At 64.4% G+C, this 21808-nt stretch carries 2 protein-coding genes (1 of these 2 cut by a window edge); both read right to left on the minus strand.

Features of this window, described 5'->3' with window-relative positions; genetic code table 11:
- Nucleotides 1–8142 (minus strand): non-ribosomal peptide synthetase, encoded by an 8142-nt coding sequence (locus tag MYCSP_RS22110; protein ID WP_088415167.1) that lies wholly within the window; start codon nt 8140–8142, stop codon nt 1–3.
- Nucleotides 8139–21808, minus strand: partial view of a non-ribosomal peptide synthetase gene (locus MYCSP_RS22115; protein ID WP_088415169.1) — the 3' portion only. It continues 10654 nt past the right edge of the window; the window shows 13670 of its 24324 coding nt (coding positions 10655–24324); its start codon lies off the right edge, out of view — the gene reads right to left on this strand; its stop codon occupies nt 8139–8141. The genes MYCSP_RS22110 and MYCSP_RS22115 overlap by 4 nt, the downstream gene beginning before the upstream one ends.

The raw sequence follows: 21808 nt of genomic DNA on the forward strand, positions 1-21808 counted from the left end.
TCACCGTGCGTGGGTGTTTTCCAACTGCTGGGCCAGGCTTCTGACCGACGGGGCATCGAACAGCGCGAGCATCGTCAGATTGGCATCCAGGGCGGTGTTGATCGCTGCGACCACACGCATCGACCCAAGCGAGTCGCCGCCCAAGTCGAAGAACGAATCGTCGACCCCAACACGGTCCACCCCCAACACGTGGGCGAAGATGCTGGACAGGATCTGTTCGTTCAAGGTGGACGGAGGGCAGTATGTCCCGCTGGTCTCCCTAGCTTCGACAGACGGCGCCACAGCTCGCTCAGTCCAGCCACGCCACCGTTCTCCCCAGGTTGTGTTCAACAGACCCAGAGCCGACAGCCGGCGACTCGGGTGCGCGGTCATCGCCACCAGAACCTGTGTGAACCGCCCGATCAGCTCTTCGATGCTCTCGGCATCGAAGACATCCGTGTCGTACTGGACGCGAAGCTCCAACTCGCGACCCGGCCCGGCCTGCACTGCGATGGGATAGTGGTAGTAATCGCGACTGCTGAACCCGGTAATCGCCAACCCGTTGATATCCGAGGCCGTCCCGGTGTCGGTCGGGTAGTTCTCGTACACGAAGACCGTGTCGAACAGCCTGTCCTGGCCGGTGATGCGGTGGATGTCGCTGAGCGCCAGGTGTTGATGCTCGAGGGTGTCGTTGTGCGTATTTTGCAACTGCCGCAACAGGTCCGCGGTGGTGGTGGTCGGTGTGAGAGTCGCGCGCACCGGGATGGTGTTGATCAGCAGGCCCACCATCGATTCCGCGCCGAGCACCTCGGCCGGTCGCCCCGAGACCGTGGTACCGAATGCGATATCGGACTGGCCGGTCAGTGAGCTCAGCAGCAGCGCCCAGGCCCCCTGCAGCACGATGCTGACCGTGGTCTGATGCGAGCGCGCCAATTTCGTAAGGGCCCGAGTAGTTTTCGATGGCACCCGGAAGGAGTCGACACTGCGCCTGCCAAACTGCAATTTCTGGGGTGGGCCAACGAGCACTGGGGTATCGAAACCTGCGAGCGCCTCACGCCATGCCGCGTGGGCGGTGCTGTGGTCGCGTTCGGCCAGCCAGGTGACAAAGCTTCGATACGACGCCGCCGCAGGCAGCCGCATACCGTGATACCCGGCAAAAATCTCCTGCATCAGAATCGGCATCGACCAGCCGTCGAGCACGATGTGATGGTTCGTGAGCACAAACCGGTATCGGTCTTCTCCGACGCGGATGAGCACGGCCCGGAATGCCGGCTGCTCCGCGAGATCGCAGACGGCGGCGCGCTCGGCGACACAGATCTGCTCGATCTGCTCGTCTACGCCGAAACCTGGTCCATCGTCGGTCAGCTCGACGTATCGCCAGGGCGCGGCGGGATCAGCCGGGATGATCTGCAACGGTTGTTCGAACTGGTCGCAGAAGCGGGCCGCCAGGTGCGGGTGCCGGGCAACCACCGCCTGCACGGCATCGCCGAGTTTGGCCGGATCGAGCGGGCCGCTCAACGCGATATCGAACTGCACCGCGTACACATCGTCCCCGGAGCAATTCGCGAGGCCCGCATGAAACAGCAGTCCCTGCTGCAAGGGGGTCAGCGGCAGCACATCAGCGATCGGGAATTGGCGCTGCAACCCGTCGATCTGCTGCTGGCCGAGCCTGGCAGGAAGGATATCCGAGGGAGTCAATCCCCCTCCGCCCCTTCGCACATGGGCGCAGATTCCGGCCAGGGCATCGAACCACAATCGATTGATCCGAGTGACCGCCATGCGATCTAGCGCCGTCGGCGCCCATGTCCAGGTGGCATTCAAGTGTGGGCCGGTGTCGGTATCGATGGTGACCGCGTTGAGCTCGACGGTGTGCGGCAAGGCGATGGGCATCGCACCGGCCGCGCTGCTCAGCGACACTCCTTCTTGACTGAAACGCCATACATCTCCGGACGCGTAGGCCGCCGGAGCGCCGAGTCGTCCGAGGTAGTTGAATCCGATGGCGGGGTCGGTTTCGGGAAGATCCACCTCGGGATTCAGATAACGCAACAACCCATAGGTCAGGCCATCAGGCAGAGCCCGCAGCTGCTCCTTGGCATCCTTGATCACCGCACCCAAGGCCGCATCCCCGGCCACCACCTGCGTCCAACGCAACCCACCCACAGCCAACGACACCGGATACTTCGTGGTGAACCACCCCACCGTGCGCGACAAATCCACACCGCCATCGCCGGCCCCACCCAGCTGCGCCAACTCCTCCTGACGACCATGGCCTTCCACATCAATCGCAATCGGGGCCGCGCCAGTTCCCAGGTGTTGTGCCCACGCCAAAGCAAAGGCAATCAAAAGAATCTCGTGTACGCCTGCGTGGAACGCCGCGGGCACCTCACCGAGCAGCATGTGCGTGGTCTCGGCATCCAGAAACTCCGTCAAGTACCCCGCCGTGGCGAACGTATCCTCGTCAGGCTTGGGCGCCGCCAAAGCCGACGGGATCGCACCCACCTGCCGCCAGGCCTCAGCCTGACTGGTCACGTCCGGAAGAAGAGCATATTCGGCCAACCGATCGGCCCACCGCCGAAACGATGTGCCCGGTGGCGGTAGCAGCACCTGCTGCCCACCGCGCAGCTGCGTCGAGGCGATGGTCAAGTCTTCCAGGAGGATTCGCCAGGAGACGCCGTCGACGGCCAGGTGGTGCACAATCAGCACCAGCTGACTCGTCGATGCCACCCACAGCGCACTGAGCATCACCCCGGCCGCCGGATCCAACCGCGACCGCGCCGCCACCACAGCCTCATCACCCAGCACATCCACCGTCTGCACACACCCAGCGGCATCCACCGACCCCGGCTCAGGAACCGTCAACAACCAGCCACCAACACCGTCATCCTCAGCACGCAACCGCAACATCGCATGCCGATCAAGCAACGCCTGCAACAAGATGACCACCGCAGCCTCAGTCACCCCACCAGGAGCCTGCAACACCACCGTCTGATTGAACTCACCAATCGGCCCCTCAATCCCCCTGAGCCACCGCATAATCGGCGTCGCAACCACCGAACCAACACCCTCATCAGCCACAGCGTCGGTGCTATCGGCCATCCTGACCACCCGCGCCAACCGGGCCACCGTCTGCTGCACGAAAATGTCGCGGGGGCGCCCGACCAGACCCGCGCCGTGGGCGCGCCAGACAACCTGGATGGCCGAGATGCTGTCGCCGCCCAGGTCGAAGAACGAGTCGTCGACACCAACACGTTCTAGGCCCAACACCTGCGCATAGATGCCTGCCAGGATCTCCTCAATGAGTGTCCCCGGAGCGCGGTAATGATCGATATCGGCGTATTCCGGTGCGGGTAGGGCCTTCTTGTCGAGTTTTCCGTTGACCGTCAGCGGCAACACCGTCAGCGAAACCACTGCGGCAGGCACCATGTAGCTCGGAAGACGCTCGGCCAATTGTGTACGGATCTTGTTCGGATCGGCGCCACCGGTGATGTACCCGACCAATCGCTTGTCGCCGGGTCGATCCTCTCGGGCGATCACCGCCGCCTGCTCGACCCCGTCCAGAGCCATCAACGCCGACTGGATCTCACCGAGCTCGATGCGATGGCCCCGGATCTTGACCTGCTCATCGGCACGACCGGCATACTGCAGTTGTCCGTTGGCACCCCAGCACGCCATGTCACCGGTGCGGTACATCCGGGTGCCCGGTTCCCCGAACACACAGGCCACGAATCGGGAGGCGGTCAGACCGGTCCGGCCCACATAGCCATAACCCAAACCCGCACCGGCCACATACAACTCGCCGACCACACCGGCTGGGACCGGACGCAACCACCCATCGAGCACGAAGAAGCCCAGGTGAGCCAGTGGTACCCCAATCGGGCTGACGGTACCCTCCAGGTCGGCGGCAACGACCTCACGGAACGAGGCATGCACCGTCGTCTCGGTGATCCCATACATATTGATCAAGCGCGGCATCAGCGGATGCCGCTCCAGCCACGGCTTCAAGCGCTGGGGCTCCAACGCCTCGCCGCCGAACACCACCACCTCCAGACCCAGCTGTCCGAGCGGCTCAACAGCCAGCGCGTCCACGGTCTGCAGCGCATAGAACGCCGACGGCGTCTGACTCAGCACACTGACCTGCTCATCGATCAGTAGTTCATGAAATTCTTCCGGCGACCGCACCACCGACTCGGACACAATCACCAGCCGCCCACCATGCAGCAGCGCGCCGAAGATCTCCCACACCGAGAAATCGAACGCCAACGAATGGCTTTGCGCCCACACCTGCCCTGCCGACAACTCCAGATCGCCGTCTACCGCGTGCAGGAGTCGGGTGACGTTCCCATGCGGAACAGCAACACCTTTCGGCACACCGGTAGTACCGGAGGTGTAAATTACATACGCGACGTCATCGGCGCGCAGTTCGGCCATCGGGGCACTCGCCGGTTGGACGGTCACCTCCGGATCATGGACATCGACAACAGCCACCCCACACTTGTCCAATCGTCCCGCCAGCTCGGCGGTGGTCACCGCGACAACCGGCTCGGCGTCGGACAGCACGAACTCCAGCCGCGCATCGGGCACCGAGGGATCGATCGGCACATACGCCGCACCGGTCTTCAGCACACCCATGATGGCCACGACAGCCTCGATCGACCGGGAGAAAAGCAACGCCACCCGCTCCCCCGGACCCGCTCCGCACCCGATAAGCAAGTGTGCCAGCCGATTCGACGCCTCATCCAACTCCAGATACGAGAGATGGGCGCCCTCGAAACAGACTGCGACCGCTCCGGGCACACGAGACACCTGTTGCGCGAACAAAGCCGGAATCGACACCGAAGCTATGGGTTTCGCCAACGCCGCCCGGTTACTCCACTCATCCAGCTGCGCGAGCTCTGCGGCGTCCAAGACCTCGATCGCCGACAACGTCCGGGCCGGGTCCGTGGCCATGGTCTCGAGTACACGTTGTAATCGATCGACCAGGGTCTCGACACTGCTGCGGTCGAACACATCGGTGCGGTACTCGACCGTCCCCGAAATACCTTTGGCCTCAACGGCTTCGGTCCATGATTCCGCCAATGAGAACGAGAGGTCCATACGTGCCGAGTGCGTGTCCAGCGGGAGCTGAGTCAGACGAAGATCCGCCAAAGCCAATCCACCGTCGGTATCGCCGACCTGCCCGGGCATATTCTGCCAAGCCAGCATCACCTGCACGAGAGGATGATGGGTCAGCGACCGCGCCGGGTTGAGTCGCTCGACGATCACTTCGAACGGCACGTCCTGGTTCTCAAAAGCCCCCAGGCTTCGGGCTCGTACCTGAGCCAGTACCTGGGCGACGGTGGGGTCGCCGGCAAGATCGACCCGCAGCACCAGGGTATTGACGAAGAAGCCGATCAGTTCATCCAACGCCGGATCTCGACGCCCTGCGATCGGGAATCCCACCGCCACATCAGAACTCGCACTGAGCTTGGAGAACAACACTGCCAGGGCTGCCTGGACGACCATGAAGCTGGTCGCATTGTGCTCCCGCGCCAGCCGATTGACCTGCTGCTGCAGCTCCGCCGGCCACTCCACATTCACCCGTGTGCCTCTTTGATCGGCCACCAACGGATAGGGACGGTCGGTCGGCAACGCCAACCTCTCCGGCATCCCGGCCAACACGTCTTCCCAGAATGCCAGCTGCCGAGATATGCGGCTGTCGCTGTCATCCAGGTCGCCTAGCTGTGCGCGCTGCCATAGCGTGTAATCCGCGTACTGGACAGCCAGCGGCTTCCGGTCAGGGACTTGTCCCGCGCATCGACTCGCGTAGGCCACCCCCAGATCGGACACCAACGGGCCGATCGACCAGCCATCGGCAGCGATATGGTGCACCACCGCTACCAACACATGATCGTCCTCCGCGATACGTAATAGCTTTGCATTCAGCGGTATCTCGGTCGAAAGGTCGAAGCTGCGCTGAGCTGCTTCGGCGATCGATTCCTCCAACCGGCCTTCCGGCGATCCGGAGACGTCGACAACGTCCCACCCGAATTCGGCCTGCCCGGTGGGAACGATCAGCTGCTGCGGCACCCCGTCGATCGCTGGGAATAACGTGCGCAGACTCTCGTGGCGATCCAGCACGTCTACAAACGCCGCCCTCAGCGCGTCGACATCGAGGCGCCCTTCGAGTCGCAAGGCCACCGCCAGGTTGTAAACCGGTGAGGGGCCGTGCAACTGATCGATGAACCACAGCCGGCTTTGCGCAAACGACAGCGGCATCACGTCGGGCCGCCCGCGGGCGATCAGCGGCTCCAGCCGAGCCTCGTCTCCACCGAGTCGGCGCATCAACTGGGCAACCGTGGGTGCGTCGAACACGGCGCGTTCTTCCAAACCCGCATCCATTGATCGGTTCAGCGCCGCGACCAGACGCATGGCCAGCAGGGAGTCGCCTCCCAGGTCGAAGAACGAGTCGTCGACACCGACGCGATCCAGACCCAGAACTTGGGCGTAGATTCCGGCCAGGATTTCCTCGGTGGGATTGGCCGGTGCACGGTAACGATCGACGGATTGATACTCCGGAGTCGGTAGTGCCTTCTTGTCGAGCTTGCCGTTGACGGTCAGCGGAAAGTTGGGCAACAGCACCACCGCGACAGGCACCATGTAAGACGGCAGCCTGTCCGCCAACGCAGCTCGCAATCGCGCGGGATCAGCGGTGCCCGTGACGTAGCCGACCAGCCGCCTATCACCGGGACGGTCTTCACGGGCGATAACCGCCGCCTGCGTGACACCGTCCAAACCCTGTAGCACCGACTGGATCTCGCCAAGCTCGATGCGATGACCACGAATCTTGACCTGCTCGTCGGCGCGCCCAAGGTACCTCAGCTGGCCGTCTGGCCCCCAACTGACCAAGTCGCCGGTGCGATACATCCGGGTACCCGGTTCCCCGAACGGGCAGGCCACAAATCGCGTGGCACTCAGAGGCGCTCGCCCCATATAGCCATAGCCCAAACCTGCTCCGGCGACATATAACTCGCCCGTCACATCGACCGACACCGGCTGCAACCACTCGTCCAGCACCGAAAACGCCAGGTGTTCTAACGGCGACCCGATCGGGCTACCTCCACCGCCGACATCGGCCGCGACGATCTCACGGAGCGAGGCGTGCACTGTCGTCTCGGTGATTCCGTACATGTTGATCAACCGCGGCGATTGCGGATGATCGGAAAGCCAACTCTCCAATAGCGCCGGATCCAGTGCCTCCCCACCGAACACCACTGCCTCAAGCCCGAGCTGGCGGCCACGCGATTGGGTCGCATCCACGGCTTGCAACGCATGAAAGGCCGACGGCGTCTGGCTCAGCACCCCGACCTGCTCGTCGACGAGTAGTGCATGGAACCGATCGGGTGAGCGAACCACCACATCCGAAACCACCACCAGTCGCCCGCCATGCAACAGTGCGCCGAATATCTCCCACACCGAAAAATCGAACGCCAACGAATGACTGTGTGACCACACTTGCCCCGGCGTGCACACCAGTGCCGAGTCAATAGCCGACAACAAACGTGTGACGTTGTGATGCGCAATGGCAACACCTTTCGGCACACCGGTGGTGCCCGAGGTGTAGATCAGGTACGCAATGTCATCGCCTCGCGGCGCCGTCGGAAGCGGCAGGCAGTCGGCGGCCCCGCTGTCTACCGAGACATCGTCGACATTCACGACCGCCAACCCATGACCGGTCAGCCGACTGGCGTGATCGGGGGTGGTCACGGCAACGGCCGGAGTGGCGTCGGTAAGAACGAATTCCAGCCGTGCATCGGGCACCGAGGGATCGATCGGCACGTACGCCGCACCGGTCTTCAGCACTGCCATGATCGTGACGACAGCCTCGATCGATCGGGACAACAGTATTGCCACCCGTTGTCCAGGCCCCACACCGTGCGTAACCAGCAAGTGCGCCAGACGATTCGATGCCTCATCCAGACCGCGATACGAGATATGGCTACTGCCTGCACTTGCCGCCACCGCTCCCGGATGACGTGACACCTGCTCGGCGAACAGCTCCGGAATCGACACCGAGGTCGCGGGCCTGCTCAAAGCCGCCCGGTTACCCCACTCATCCCATTCTGCGCGTTCGTCGACATCACCCAGATCCATAGACAACAAGCGCCTGGTTGCGTCGGCTTTCACTGTGACCGCACCTCCCCCGTCATGGCCTCCAGCACCCGCCGGAACCTCTCGACGACCTTTCTCACTCGATCCGCACCGAACAGGCCGGTGTCGAATTCGACGCGCAGAACCAGCTCACTCCCGGGCATGGCTTGCAGCGTCAGCGGATAGTGGTTGTACTCGCGACCGTTGACCTCGGTGATGGCAAGTCCATCGGCCATCGAGGACGCCACTGCTTCCACCGGATAGTTCTGATAGACGAACAAGGTGTCGAACAGCTGGTCGTGACCGGCCGCATGCTGAATCTCGCTGAGTGCCAAATGCTGATGCTCAAGAGTGTCGCTGTGCTGGCGCTGCAGGTTCTCGAGCAGGTCGGCGATGGTGCTCTCCGGGGTCACGGCGACTCGCACCGGCACGGTGTTGATCAACAGACCGACCATCGAATCCGCGCCCGCAACCTCCGCCGATCTACCGGAGACAGCGATACCGAAAGCGACGTCGTGTCGTCCCGTCAACCACATCAGTACCTGAGCCCATGCAGCCTGCAACACGGTATTGACGGTGGTGTGCTGCGCGCGTGCCAGTTCATGAACAGCGCTGAAGGTTTCGGCGGACACCTGGAATGTTTCGGTAGTTCGTCGTCCCGGAGGCCGCCCCTTGGGGGCAACCAGCGCCGGGGTGCCGAATCCCGCCAGGACTTCGCGCCAAACCTTGCGTGCGCCATCGATATCGCGATCGGCCAGCCATGTCACGAACCTGCGGTAAGACCCCGCGGCAGGAAGTCGATGTCCGTAGTAGCTGCCGAATATCTCCTGCAACAGAATCGGCAGCGACCAGCCGTCGAGCACGATGTGGTGATAGGTCATGACGAACCGATGTTCATTCTCGGCGGTGCGGATCAACGCAGCACGGAACGCAGGTTCCCGCGCCAGATCGCAGACCAAAGCGCGCTCAGTGGCGCACAGCTCGCGCAGTCTCGGATCGACATCGTCTGCTTCCGAGAATGTTTCGAGGAACTGCCAGGGCACTTCGGGGCTGGCAGGGATGATTTGCACCGGCTCGTCAAATCGTTTGTCGAACCGTGCCGCAAGGTTGGGATGGCGGTCGACCACGGTGACCACGGCCTCACGCAACCGATGAACGTCCAGCGGGCCGGTGACCGTGACCTCCAATTGCATGGCGTACACGTCGTCACCGTTTCCACGACTTGCATTGGTCTGGAACAACAGCCCGCGTTGTAACGGCGTCAGCGGCAACACATCGCCGATCAGGTGATCCCGGCTGAGCTCGTCGATATCCCGCTGCGCGAGCCGGGCCGGAAGGATGTCGGACGGGGTCAGTCCGCCGCCGCCGCCGCGCACATGCGCGCAGATCCCGGTGAGGGCGTCGAACCACAGCTGGCCGAGTCTGCCGACCTGCACTTCGTCCAGCACAGACGGCGCCCAGGTCCACGCGGCGTGAAGGCTTGGCCCCTCGGCTGTTTCGGCAGTGCTCGCGTTGAGTTCGACGGTGTGGCCCAGCGGCATGGGTATGGCCGCGGCGGCTGCCGCCACAGCGGCCCCGTCGTGGCTGACCTGCCACAGTTCCGCGAAGGCCTCCGCTTGAGCGGCGCCGATGGCCCCCAGCCTGCCAAGGTAGTTGAATCCAATGGTCGGGTCGGCGCCGCACAGGTCGATATCGGCGTTGAGATACCGGAGCAGTCCGTAGGTGATGCCCTCGGGCAGCGCGCGCAGTTGTTCCTTGGCGTCCTTGACGATCCGGCCGAGTGCCGGATCACCGGCCACCACCTGATCCCAGGACAATCTGTTGCCGGCTGGTCCCGCATGATCCGAGACTTTAAGCGACACCGGGTATTTCGTCGTGAACCAGCCCACCGTACGCGACAGGTCGATACCCGCGGGCAACCCTTCCAAATCCTCGATGCGACCGTGACCCTCGACGTCGATACCGACCGGCAATGTGACGCCCAGGAGCTCGGTCAACGCCAACGCGTAGGCGATCAACAGAACATCCTGGACCCCGGCGTGGAAGGCGGCCGGGACTTCACCCAGCAGCGCACGGGTCGTCTCGACATCCAGTGACATCGTGAGGTGGCCGGCGCTGGCATATGTGTCCAGCTCCGGCCGTGCCGCTGGCAACGTGGGCGGGGTCGCCACCACCCGCCGCCAGCGATCGGCCTCACTCACGACGGTTGCGGTATGAGCGTGGTTACCGAGCAGCGCCGCCCAGCGGGCGAATGATGTTCCGGTCGTCGGCAATTCCACCGGTTTCCCTTGGCGATGCTGCGCCCAGGCGATGTTGAGATCCTCCAGCAGGATCCGCCACGACACCGCGTCCACCGACAGATGGTGAATGGCCAACACCAGATGATTGGTCGATGTCACCCACAGCGCACTGACCATCTGACCGATCGCCGGATTCAGCCGCGCTCGTGCCGCCACCAGCTCCTCATCGGACAGCGTCTCGATCGATGTCAAATAGGCTGCTGCCGAGCCCTTCTCGGCAGCAGTCAGCGCGCAATCTTGCGACCGCAGCCGCAACATCGCGTGGCGGTCGAGCAGCGCACTCAAGACCATCTCCACATCGGACTCGGTAACATCCGGTGGGGCCTGGATGACCACCGTCTGGTTGAACTGCTCGATCGGGCCCCCCGTGTTTTCGACCTCATACAGCCACCGCATGATTGGGGTCGCCGCTACCGGTCCGACGCCCTCGTCCGCCGGACCTGCGTCATCACCGGCCATCCCGACGACCCGCGCAAGTCGGGCCACACTCTGTTCCACGAAGATGTCCCGTGGCCGACATGTCACACCACACGCCCGTGCCCGGGCAACCACCTGCATCGACAGGATGCTGTCCCCGCCAAGGTCAAAGAACGATTCGTCGACTCCGACCCGGTCAAGCCCGAGAACTTGGGCGTAGATGCCGGCCAGCGTTTCCTCGATGGCATCGGCTGGAGCACGGTAGCGATCTGTGTCCTGATACTCGGGCGCAGGCAAGGCTCGGCTGTCCAGCTTGCCGTTCACCGTCAACGGCAATGCTTCCAGGACAACAACGGCACTCGGGACCATGTATCCGGGCACACGTTCGGCCAAGACATTTCGCGCGCCGGCCGGATCCACCACCCCGGCCACCGATTCCGTGACATACCCGACCAGGCGCGTGATACCCGGGTGGTCCTCCCGCGCCACCACCACGGCCTGTGCGACACCATCCAGTACCGCCAACGCCGCTTGCACCTCGCCGAGCTCGATGCGATAGCCCCGGATCTTGACCTGATCGTCGGCCCGCCCGCGATAGTCGAGCTGTCCGTCGGCACGCCAGCGCACCAGGTCACCGGTGCGGTACATACGCGTACCGGGCTCCCCGAAAGGACATGGCACGAAGCACGACGCCGTCAGAGCAGGACGCCCCAAATATCCGCAGGCCACACCCTCACCGGCAACGTACAGCTCGCCAACGACGCCAACCGGTACCGGCCGCATCCACTCGTCGAGAACGAATAGCGCGGAGGTCGGCACGGGCGCACCGATGGGCGCCGCACCCGAGCCGGGCGTCAGCGGCGCACTCATCGATGCGTACACCGTGATTTCGGTTGGCCCGTAGGCGTTGATGACCGTCCGACCGGGCGCCCAACGATCCACCACCTCGCCCGGGCAAGCCTCGCCGCCGAGAAGCAATGACACCGACTCCAGACCATGAGGCGACAACGCCCCTGCCGCCGAGGGAGTTTGGGTGAGCACGTTCACCCGCTCATCGACCAGCAGAGCGTGAAAGTCCTCGGGCGACGTCACGATCGACTCGGGTACCACCACCAGGCGGGCGCCTCTCAGCAGCGCGGCCCAGATCTCCCACACGGAGAAGTCGAAGGCGTAGGAATGGCACTGCGTCCACACCTGATCGACCGGCAGGTGATCGGGAGTCGACCGCGCCAAGTGCGCCAGATTGTGGTGAGTGACGGCCACACCCTTGGGCACACCCGTGGTGCCCGACGTGTAGATGAGATAGGCGATGTTCTCCGGGGCCGGATCCGGGACCACCCGGCACCGTTGACGGCCCGCCATGCAGTCATCCGCCCCGTCCGCGTCATCGATATCGATGATCACCAACCCGCGGCCGGCGAAGCGGTCGGCGAGGCCACCGGTTGTCACCGCGGCAATCGGTGCCGCGTCGGACAACATGAAATCGATACGAGCCGAAGGCATCACCGGGTCGATCGCCAGATATGCCGCCCCGGTCTTCAGCACCGCCAGCATCGCGATGATCGCTCCCGCGGATCGCTCCAGTAGCAGGGCTACGCATTCGCCGGGGCCCACTCCCGCGCTTATCAGCTTGTATGCCAGCTTGTTCGACGCATCGTCCAGTTCCTTGTACGTCACCGAACGCGCGCCAGATGTGATCGCCACCGCGTCGGGTGCGCGCAGCAGCTGTTCGGCGAAGAGGGCGGGCACCGACACCGGGATGTCCGCCGTCCGCTGTAGTGCCGCGCGATTGCCCACCGCGTCGAGGAGCGCGTGTTCATCGGCATCGGACAGATCGATCGATGAAAGACGTGTGCCCGCATCGGCGGTCATCGCCACTAGCACCCGCTCAAGCCGGTCGATCAGCACTTCGATGCTGGATCGGTCGAATACGTCGGTACGGAACTCCACTGTGCCGCCGATCCCTGCCGGATCGCCCGCCTGCGTATGACGTTCAGCCAGCGAGAAACTCAGGTCCATGCGCGCGGTCTGGGTGTCCGCAGCCAGCGGAGCGACCTCCAGATCACCGAGGGCCAGCCCGGAGCCGGAGGTGCTGTCCTGTCCGGGGACGTTCTGCCAACCCAGCGCGACTTGGATCAGGGGGTGGTGCGTCAGGGAGCGGGTGGGGTTGAGGCGCTCCACCAGAACCTCGAACGGCACATCCTGATTCTCGTAAGCCGCCAGGCTGCGTCCCCGCACCTGGGCGAGCAACTCGGAGACCGTCGGATCGCCGACCAGATCCAGGCGCAGCACCAAGGTGTTGACAAAGAAGCCGATCAACTCATCAAGAGCGGGATCGCGGCGCCCCGCGATCGGGAATCCCACAGCCACATCCGTATTGCCGCCGAGCTTGCCCAACAGCACGCCGAGGGCGGCCTGCAGCACCATGAAGCTGGTCGCATTGTGTTCCCGGGCCAATCGGGCAATCTGCTCCTGAAGTGCAGCAGGCCACTCCAGGGATACGGTGGCGCCGCGCTGGTCCGCGGTCGGCGGATAGGGCCGGTCGGTCGGCAACTCCACCCGTTCGGGCATCCCCGCCAACGCTTCCTGCCAATACGCCACCTGCTTCGCGATGCGGCTGTCGCCGTCCTCAAGATCTCCGAATTCGGCGCGCTGCCACAGGGTGTAGTCGATGTACTGCACCGCCAGCGGTGTCCACCCCGGGGCCTGGCCCGCGCAACGGCTGGAATAGGCCACGCCAAGGTCGGTCATCAACGGGGTGATCGACCAGGCATCGGCCGCGATGTGGTGCACCACTGCCGCCAGCACGTGCTCGTCACCGGTTATCCGGAAGAGTTTGGCCCACAAGGGTATTTCACTGGACAGGTCGAACACGTGCCGCGCTGCCGTACCGATGGCCTCGTGCAACTGTCCCGCCGTCCAACCAGTGGCGTCGACAACTTCCCAGCCAAAGCCAGCCCTCTCGAATGGCACCACCAACTGATACGGCACCCCATCCGTGACCTGGAACAGGGTGCGCAGACTTTCGTGACGGGCTACGACATCTGCCAGTGCCGCACCCAACGCATCGACATCCAGGGCACCGCTGATGCGCAGGGCCGTAGCCATGTTGTAAACCGGCGACGGGCCCTGCAATTGGTCGAGGAACCACAATCGCGATTGAGCGAACGACAGCGGAACCTGTACGGGGCGCTCGACGGCGGCCAACGAACCGAGCCGGTCGGATTCCGCACCGATGCGAGGTGCCAACTGGGCCACCGTCGGTGCCTCAAACACGGTACGCACCGACACGGCGGAGTTCAGGTCGGCATTGATCGCAGCGATCAGCCGCATCGCGGACAAGGAATCCCCACCCAGATCGAAGAAGGAGTCATCCACTCCGACACGTTCCACGCCCAGCACTCGCGCGTAGATTCCTGCCAGGATCTCCTCCGTGAGAGTTCCCGGGGCGCGATAGCGATCGATGTCGCGGTACTCCGGCGCCGGCAAGACGCGTGTGTTGAGCTTGCCGTTGACGGTGATCGGCAATGCCTCCACTACCACCACTGCGGCGGGAACCATATAGCTCGGCAACTGTTCGGCCAGCTGCGTGCGCAACTTGGCCGGATTCGCCGTCCCGGTCACGTAACCCACCAGACGTCTATCGCCGGGCCGGTCTTCGCGCGCAATCACGGCCGCCTGCTCAACCCCGTCCAGCCCGGCCAACACCGTCTGGACTTCACCGAGCTCGATGCGATATCCACGGATCTTCACCTGCTCATCGGAGCGGCCCAGGTACCGCAGCTGACCATCGGTGTCCCAGCGCACCAGATCACCCGTGCGGTACATCCGCTGCCCGGCCGTTCCTGCGCCGACAAACGGACAGGCCACGAAGCGCGCAGCTGTCAGACCGGTCCGGCCCACGTACCCGACGCCCACGCCACCGCCTGCAATATAGAGTTCCCCGACAACACCGGGTGGCACCGGACGCAACAACCCATCCAGCACGAACATCGCCGCGCCCGGGACCGGTGCGCCGATCGACGGCGGCCCCGATCCTGCCGCCAAAGGCGCTGTCCTGGAGGCACAAATTGTGGTCTCGGTCGGCCCGTACGCATTGACCATCAGCCGTCCGGGCGCCCAACGGTCCGCCACTTCCGCGGAACAGGGCTCACCGGCGACCAACAGTGACACCGATGCCAAGGACTCCGGCGCCAACGTGGCCACCGCAGAAGGCGTCTGGCTCAATGCGCCGACCTTTTCCGCGACGAGCAGTGCGGTGAGATCCTCCGGTGAGCGCGCCACCGACTCCGGCACCACCACCAACCGTCCACCGTGCAGTAGCGCTCCCCAGATTTCTTCTACCGAGGCGTCGAATGCGTACGAATGCCACTGCGCCCACGCCTGTCCCGCCAAGAACGTGTCCCGGGTACCCATCAACTGGGTCACGTTGCTGTGTGTGATCGCCACACCCTTGGGGACGCCGGTGGTGCCCGATGTGTAAATGACGTAGGCGATATCGTTCGGACACGGCGGTGGCAACGCAGACACGGCGGGAGACACCATCCCCGCGATATCGCCCACCTCGACGACCAACAGGTCATACCCGGTCATGCGATCGGTCAGACCCGCCGTCGTGATCGCAACGGCCGATGCGGCGTCGGCGATCATGAATTCGATTCGCGCATCGGGTAGCGCGGCGTCGATCGGCAGATACGCCGCCCCGGTCTTGAGCACCGCCAGCATGGCCACGATGGCCTCCGGCGAGCGTTCCGCCAAAAGCGCGACGCAGGAACCCCTACCCACGCCGTGTGCCACAAGGTTGTGCGCCAGGCGATCCGCTGCCTGGTCAAGTTCCCGATACGTCGTCTGGCGGCCGCCGAAACTGATCGCGACCGCATCGGGAACCCTGGCGACCTGATCGGCGAACAATGCGGGAATTGATCCGTGGGAGGCCGTAGGCCGCATGAGAGATGCCCGGTTACCCCATACGCCAATGCGGGCATGTTCGGCCGCGTCGAGTAGATCGATGGACGAGATCCTTTGGGCGGGATCCTCTGTCATCGCCGCCACCACCCGCCGCCATCGCGTGAGGAGCGTCTCGACAGTACGTGCGTCGAACACGTCGGTCCGGAATTCCACCGCACCACCGATCCCGGCGGGCTCGCCCGCCACCGTCCAGCGTTCCCCCAGCGAGAAGGTCAGATCCATGCGGGCGGTCTGCGTGTCCACCGGCAGAGGCGTCACCCGCAGATCACCCAGACGCAGACCGTCGACGGGACCGCCGGGGTTTCCGGGTAGGTTCTGCCAGGCCAATGCCACCTGCACAAGCGGGTGGTGGGTCAGGTTACGCGTTGGATTGAGCCGTTCCACCAAGACCTCGAAGGGCACGTCCTGATGCTCGTAGGCGGCCAGACTGCGCTGGCGAACCTGAGCCAGCAGCTCAGCCACCGTGGGATCACCGGCCAGGTCGATACGCAGCACCAAGTTGTTGACGAAGAAGCCGACCAAATCGTCCAATGCGGGGTCGCGGCGCCCTGCAATCGGAAAGCCCACGGCCACATCGGATGTGCCGCTGAGATTGGCCAAGAGCACGGCTAGCGCGGCCTGCAGCACCATGAAGCTGGTCGCACCATGTTCACCGGCCACCGTGCGCACCTGCTGTTGCAATTCGGCCGACCACTGAACTTCTACGGTGGAGCCGCACTGATCGGCAACCGGCGGGTAAGGCCGATCGGTGGGCAGTGTCACACGCTCGGGCAGACCGGCAAGCGCATCCTCCCAGTAGGCCAGCTGTGCCGCGATCGGGCTTTTGCTGTCATCCAGGTCGCCCAGCTGTGCACGTTGCCACAGCGTGTAATCGACGTACTGCACCGGTAGTGGCTCCCAGTCCGGTACCCGGCCCGTACACCGGCTGGCGTACGCGACGCTCAGGTCGCGCACCAGGGGGGTCAGCGACCAACCGTCCGCCGCGATGTGGTGCACCACGGCCACCAGCACATGTTCTTCCTCGCCTACACGGAAAAGTCTTGCGCGCATTGGTATCTCGGACGCCAAATCGAAACTGTGACAAACGGTGGCGGCCACTGCCTCATCCAATCGGCTTGCCGGCCAGCCCGTGGCATCGATGACCGTCCAACCGAAGTCCACCGGGCCGACCGAAACCACCTGTCGTGGGGACCCGCCGACGGCCTCGAAGCGCGTGCGCAGGCTTTCATGACGATCGACCACGTCGCCCAGAGCCGCGCCCAGTGACTCGGCATCGAGCGGTCCGTGCAGCCGCAAACCCACGGGCATGTTGTAAACCGGCGAGGGTCCTTGCAATTGGTCGACGAACCACAACCTGTTCTGGGCGAAGGACAGCGGGATCACGGTGGGGCGATCTCCCGCCACCAGCGGATCCAGGCGCCCCGTTCCCTCACCGATACGCGGAGCCAACTGTGCGACAGTGGGTGCCTCGAACACGGTGCGTGCGGAGAGATCGGCATTCAGAGCCGCGTTGACGGCCGCGACCAGGCGCATGGTCGATACGGAGTCACCGCCCAGATCGAAGAACGAGTCGTCGACGCCCACCCGTGCGACATCCAGCACGCGCGCGTAGATTCCGACGAGAATCTCCTCCACCGCGCCAACCGGTGCACGGTAGTGATCGACATCCTGATAGTCCGGGGCCGGTAGCGCACGAACGTCGAGCTTGCCGTTGACCGTCATCGGCAACGCGGCCAAGGTCATCACCGCGGCGGGAACCATATAGCTCGGCAGCCGTTCGGCCAAGGCCGCCCGCGCCGCGATCGGATCGGTGCTTCCGGTGATGTATCCGACCAGACGCTTCTCGCCAGGACGGTCCTCGCGGGCGATCACCGCCGCGTTCCCCACCCCGTCCACAGCGGCCAGCGCTGATTGGATTTCACCGAGCTCAATACGATATCCGCGTATCTTGACCTGCTCGTCGGCACGGCCAAGGTAGTCGAGCTGTCCGTCCGCACGCCAGCGCACCAGGTCGCCGGTGCGATACATCCGCGTACCCGGAGCGCCGAACGGGCAGGCCACGAACCGAGACGCGGTCAGACCCGCGCGACGCCAGTACCCGACGCCCACACCCGCACCGGCCAGGTACAACTCGCCGACCACACCCGCGGGCACCGGACGCAACCATTCGTCCAGCACAAAGAACGCAGCCCATGCCGTCGGCACGCCGATCGGTGGCGCCCCCAATCCGGCCGCCAAGGGCGCGCTGGCACACAACCACATCGTGGTCTCGGTAGGGCCGTAGACGTTGACCATCATCCGCCCAGGAGCCCAGCGGTCCACCAAGTCGGGCGGGCAGGCCTCCGCTCCGATCACCAGCGCCGTCGTTTCCAGGCCGTCCACTGGCAGCATCAAGACCGCCGACGGGGTCTGCGTCAACACCGAGACCTGTTCGCGCACCAGCAGATCGTGGAACTCCTGCGGTGAGCGGGCAACGGTGTCGGGCACCACGACCAGTCGTCCGCCGTGCAACAGGGCTCCCCAGATCTCCCACACCGAGAAGTCGAACGCGTACGAGTGGAATTGGGTCCACACCTGGCCCGGTTCCAACGGCACCCCGATATGTAGCGAGTCGAAAAGCTGGGTGACGTTGCGCTGGGTGACCGCCACTCCCTTCGGCAAGCCGGTGGTTCCCGAGGTATAGATGATGTGCGCCAAGTCATCTGGTGCTGGCGGCGCCAAATGCGTGCGGGGCTGGGCGGCGATGTTGGAGTCCGCGGCATCGATGATCGTCAGGTCATGCCCACAGAACCGGTCCACCAATGCGGTGGTGGTGATTGCGGCCATCGGTGCGGCATCGGCCAGCATGAACTCGACACGGGTCGCCGGTAACGCCGGATCGATCGGCAGATACGCCGCACCAGTCTTGAGCACAGCCAGGATCGCGACGACAGCCTCTGCCGAGCGGGGGAACATCAGGGCCACCCGGGCACCCGGACCCACGCCGCATCCGACGAGCAGGTGCGCCAACCTGTTGGCTTCCTCGTCCAACCCCTGATACGTCAACGACCTTTCTCCACACACCAGCGCTACGGACTCCGGGGCGCATGCCACCTGCGCGGCGAACAGTTCGGGTATCGACCGTGTCGCCGGCAACCGGGTCAACACACCCCGATTCCCCCACCGCTGCAGACGGTCGCGCTCGGTCTCGTCGAGCATCTCCACCGTCGATAGCGGCCGCCGGGGATCAGCGGTCATCGCCATCAGCACGGCCTCGATCCGCTTCACCAAAGTCTCGATGCCACAGGCGTCGAATACCGCGGTGTCGTACTCGATGCGCAGACGCAACTCGTCACCGGGGATGGCTTGCATCGTCAGCGGGTAATCGGTGGATTCGTGACTGATGATCTCGCTGACGGTGAACCCGTCGATACCCGACAGCGCCTCGGTGTCCACCGGATAGTTCTCGAACACGAACAAGGTGTCGAAGAGCCGATCCTGGTCCATCATCCGATGGATATCGCTCAACGAAACATGTTGATGTTCAAGAGTCTTGGCCTGGGCATCCTTCAGTTGGCCGAGCAGATCCACCGTGGTGGTCGCCGCCGTGATGTCCGCACGCACGGGGACCGTATTGATCAGCAGACCGACCATGGACTCCGCGCCCACCACGTCGGCAGGGCGCCCGGACACCACCGCGCCGAAGACGACGTCCTGCTGGCCGGTCAGCGAGGTCAGCAGGAGCGCCCACGCGCCCTGTAGGACGGTGTTGACGGTGGTGCGTTGCGCGCGCGCCAAATCGCCCAACGCTCGTGTGGTCTGTGCCGAAATCCGATGCGCACGTGTACCTCTGCGTCCCAGTTCAGATTTCTGCGGCGGGCCGAGCAGGGTAGGGCTGGTGAGGCCGGCCAACACCTCCCCCCACGCCGCGTGTGCGGCCGCAAGATCGCGCTCTGCGAGCCACGTGACGAAGCTCCGATACGGCGTTGCGGCCGGAAGCCACTGCCCCCGATAGCTGGCGAAGATCTCCTGCAGCAGAATCGGCAGCGACCAACCATCGAGGACGATGTGGTGGTTGGTGAGCACAAAGCGATAGCGGTCCGGCGCGGTACGGATCAATGCGACCCGGAACGCCGGCGGACTGGCCAGATCGCGTACCGCGGCACGTTCGGCACCACACAGCCATTGGATCTGATCCTCTGATTCGCCGCCGTCCAGTTCGATGTACTGCCACCCCGCGGCCGGGTCGGCGGGAATGACCTGTACCGGTTGCTCGAAATGACCGTAGAATCGGGCCGCGAGATGAGGATGACGATCGGCCACCGTCTGAACCGCATCGCGGAGGCGATCCGGCTCGAGCGCGCCATCGATCGTGATGTCGAGCTGCACCACGTACAGGTCCTCGTCGGCACCATCATCGGCACCGCTGTGGAAGATAAGGCCTTGCTGTAATGCGGTAAGCGGCAACACATCCGCAATCTGGTACTGCCGCTGCAGCTCGTCGATCTGTGACTGGCTCAGGCGCGCGGGCGCAATATCCGAGGGAGTCAATCCGCCCCCGCCGTGTCGCACATGCGCACAGATCCCCGTCAGCGCGTCGAACCACAACTGGCTCAGTCGACCGGCCTGCTCGTGATCGAGTACCGAAGCGGCCCAGGTCCAGTTGGCTTGTAGCTGAAGGCCTGAATCGGTCTCGACGGCGCCGGTGTTGAGCGTCACGGTGTGGGTCAACGGCATCGCAATCACCGATGCCGTTGCGATGGCCTCCAGACCATCCCCAGGGATCCGCCACAGGTCCCCGGGTGATTCGGCCGCCATGCCACCCAATCGGCCAAGATAGTTGAACGCCACTGTCGGGTCGGCCATCTCGAGATCAACCTCGGAGTTCAGGTACTTCAACAGGCCGTAGGTCAAGCCTTCCGGTTGTGCCCGAAGCTGTTCCTTGGCGTTCTTGATCACCGGGCCCAATGCGCCGTCACCGGCGATCACCTGCGACCAGGGCATTCCCTCCAGAGTCAGCGACACCGGATACTTGGTGGTGAACCATCCCACCGTGCGGGAGAGGTCGACCTCGGCGGCAAGATCCTCGTGTCTGCCATGTCCCTCGACATCGATACCGATCGGGGTTCCACGGCGGCCCGAGAACTCGGCCATCGCCAACCCCAGTGCGATCAGCAAAATGTCTTGTGGTCCAGCATGAAATGCCGCCGAGGCCTCGCCGAGCAACATCGCCGTGGTTTCCGCGTCCAGTGACACCGACAGCCGCCCCGCGGAATGGTAGGTGTCCACGTCCGGCCGTGCCGAGGGCAGGACGGCGTCGGCCTCAGTCACCTCTCGCCACCGCTGGGCCTGCCCCACAACCTCCGGTCGGTACGCGTGCTCGGCCAGGAGCGCTGCCCACCGCTGCAGCGACGTTCCCACCGCAGGCAGGGCTATGGCCTGACCGCGGCGATGCTGTGCCCAAGCAAAATTGATGTCTTCCAAAAGGATTCGCCAGGAGACCCCATCGATCGCCAGGTGGTGAACAATCAGCGCCAGCCGATTCGTCGATGTCTCCCACAGCGCGCTCAGCATGGCCCCGTGCGCCGGGTCCAGCCGAGACCGAGCCGCCGTCAACGTCTCCTCGGTGAGAACGTCTACCGTCTGCAGACACTCGGCAGCGTTGACCTCACCCGATTCGGGGACCGTCAACAACCACCCCCCGGCGCCGTCATCCTCCGCGCGCAGCCGAAGCACCACATGCCGATCCAGCAGGGCCTGCACCATGACGATGGCGTCGCGCACGACGGCACCCGTAGGGGCCTGAACCAGCACCGCCTGGTTGAACTCACCGATAGGTCCGTCAATACCCCTGAGCCACTCCATGATCGGTGTGGCCTGCACGGGCCCTAGACCTTCGTCGGCCGGGCCTCTGCGCGCCTCGGCCACGTCGACGACCCGGGCCAGCCGAGCAACACTCTGCTCAACGAAGATGTCACGGGGACGGCACACCAGGCCCGCAACCCTGGCCCTGGCCACCACCTGCATGGACAGAATGC

Origin of the sequence: Mycobacteroides saopaulense (genome assembly GCF_001456355.1) — a bacterium.
In the GTDB taxonomy this organism is placed as follows: domain Bacteria; phylum Actinomycetota; class Actinomycetes; order Mycobacteriales; family Mycobacteriaceae; genus Mycobacterium; species Mycobacterium saopaulense.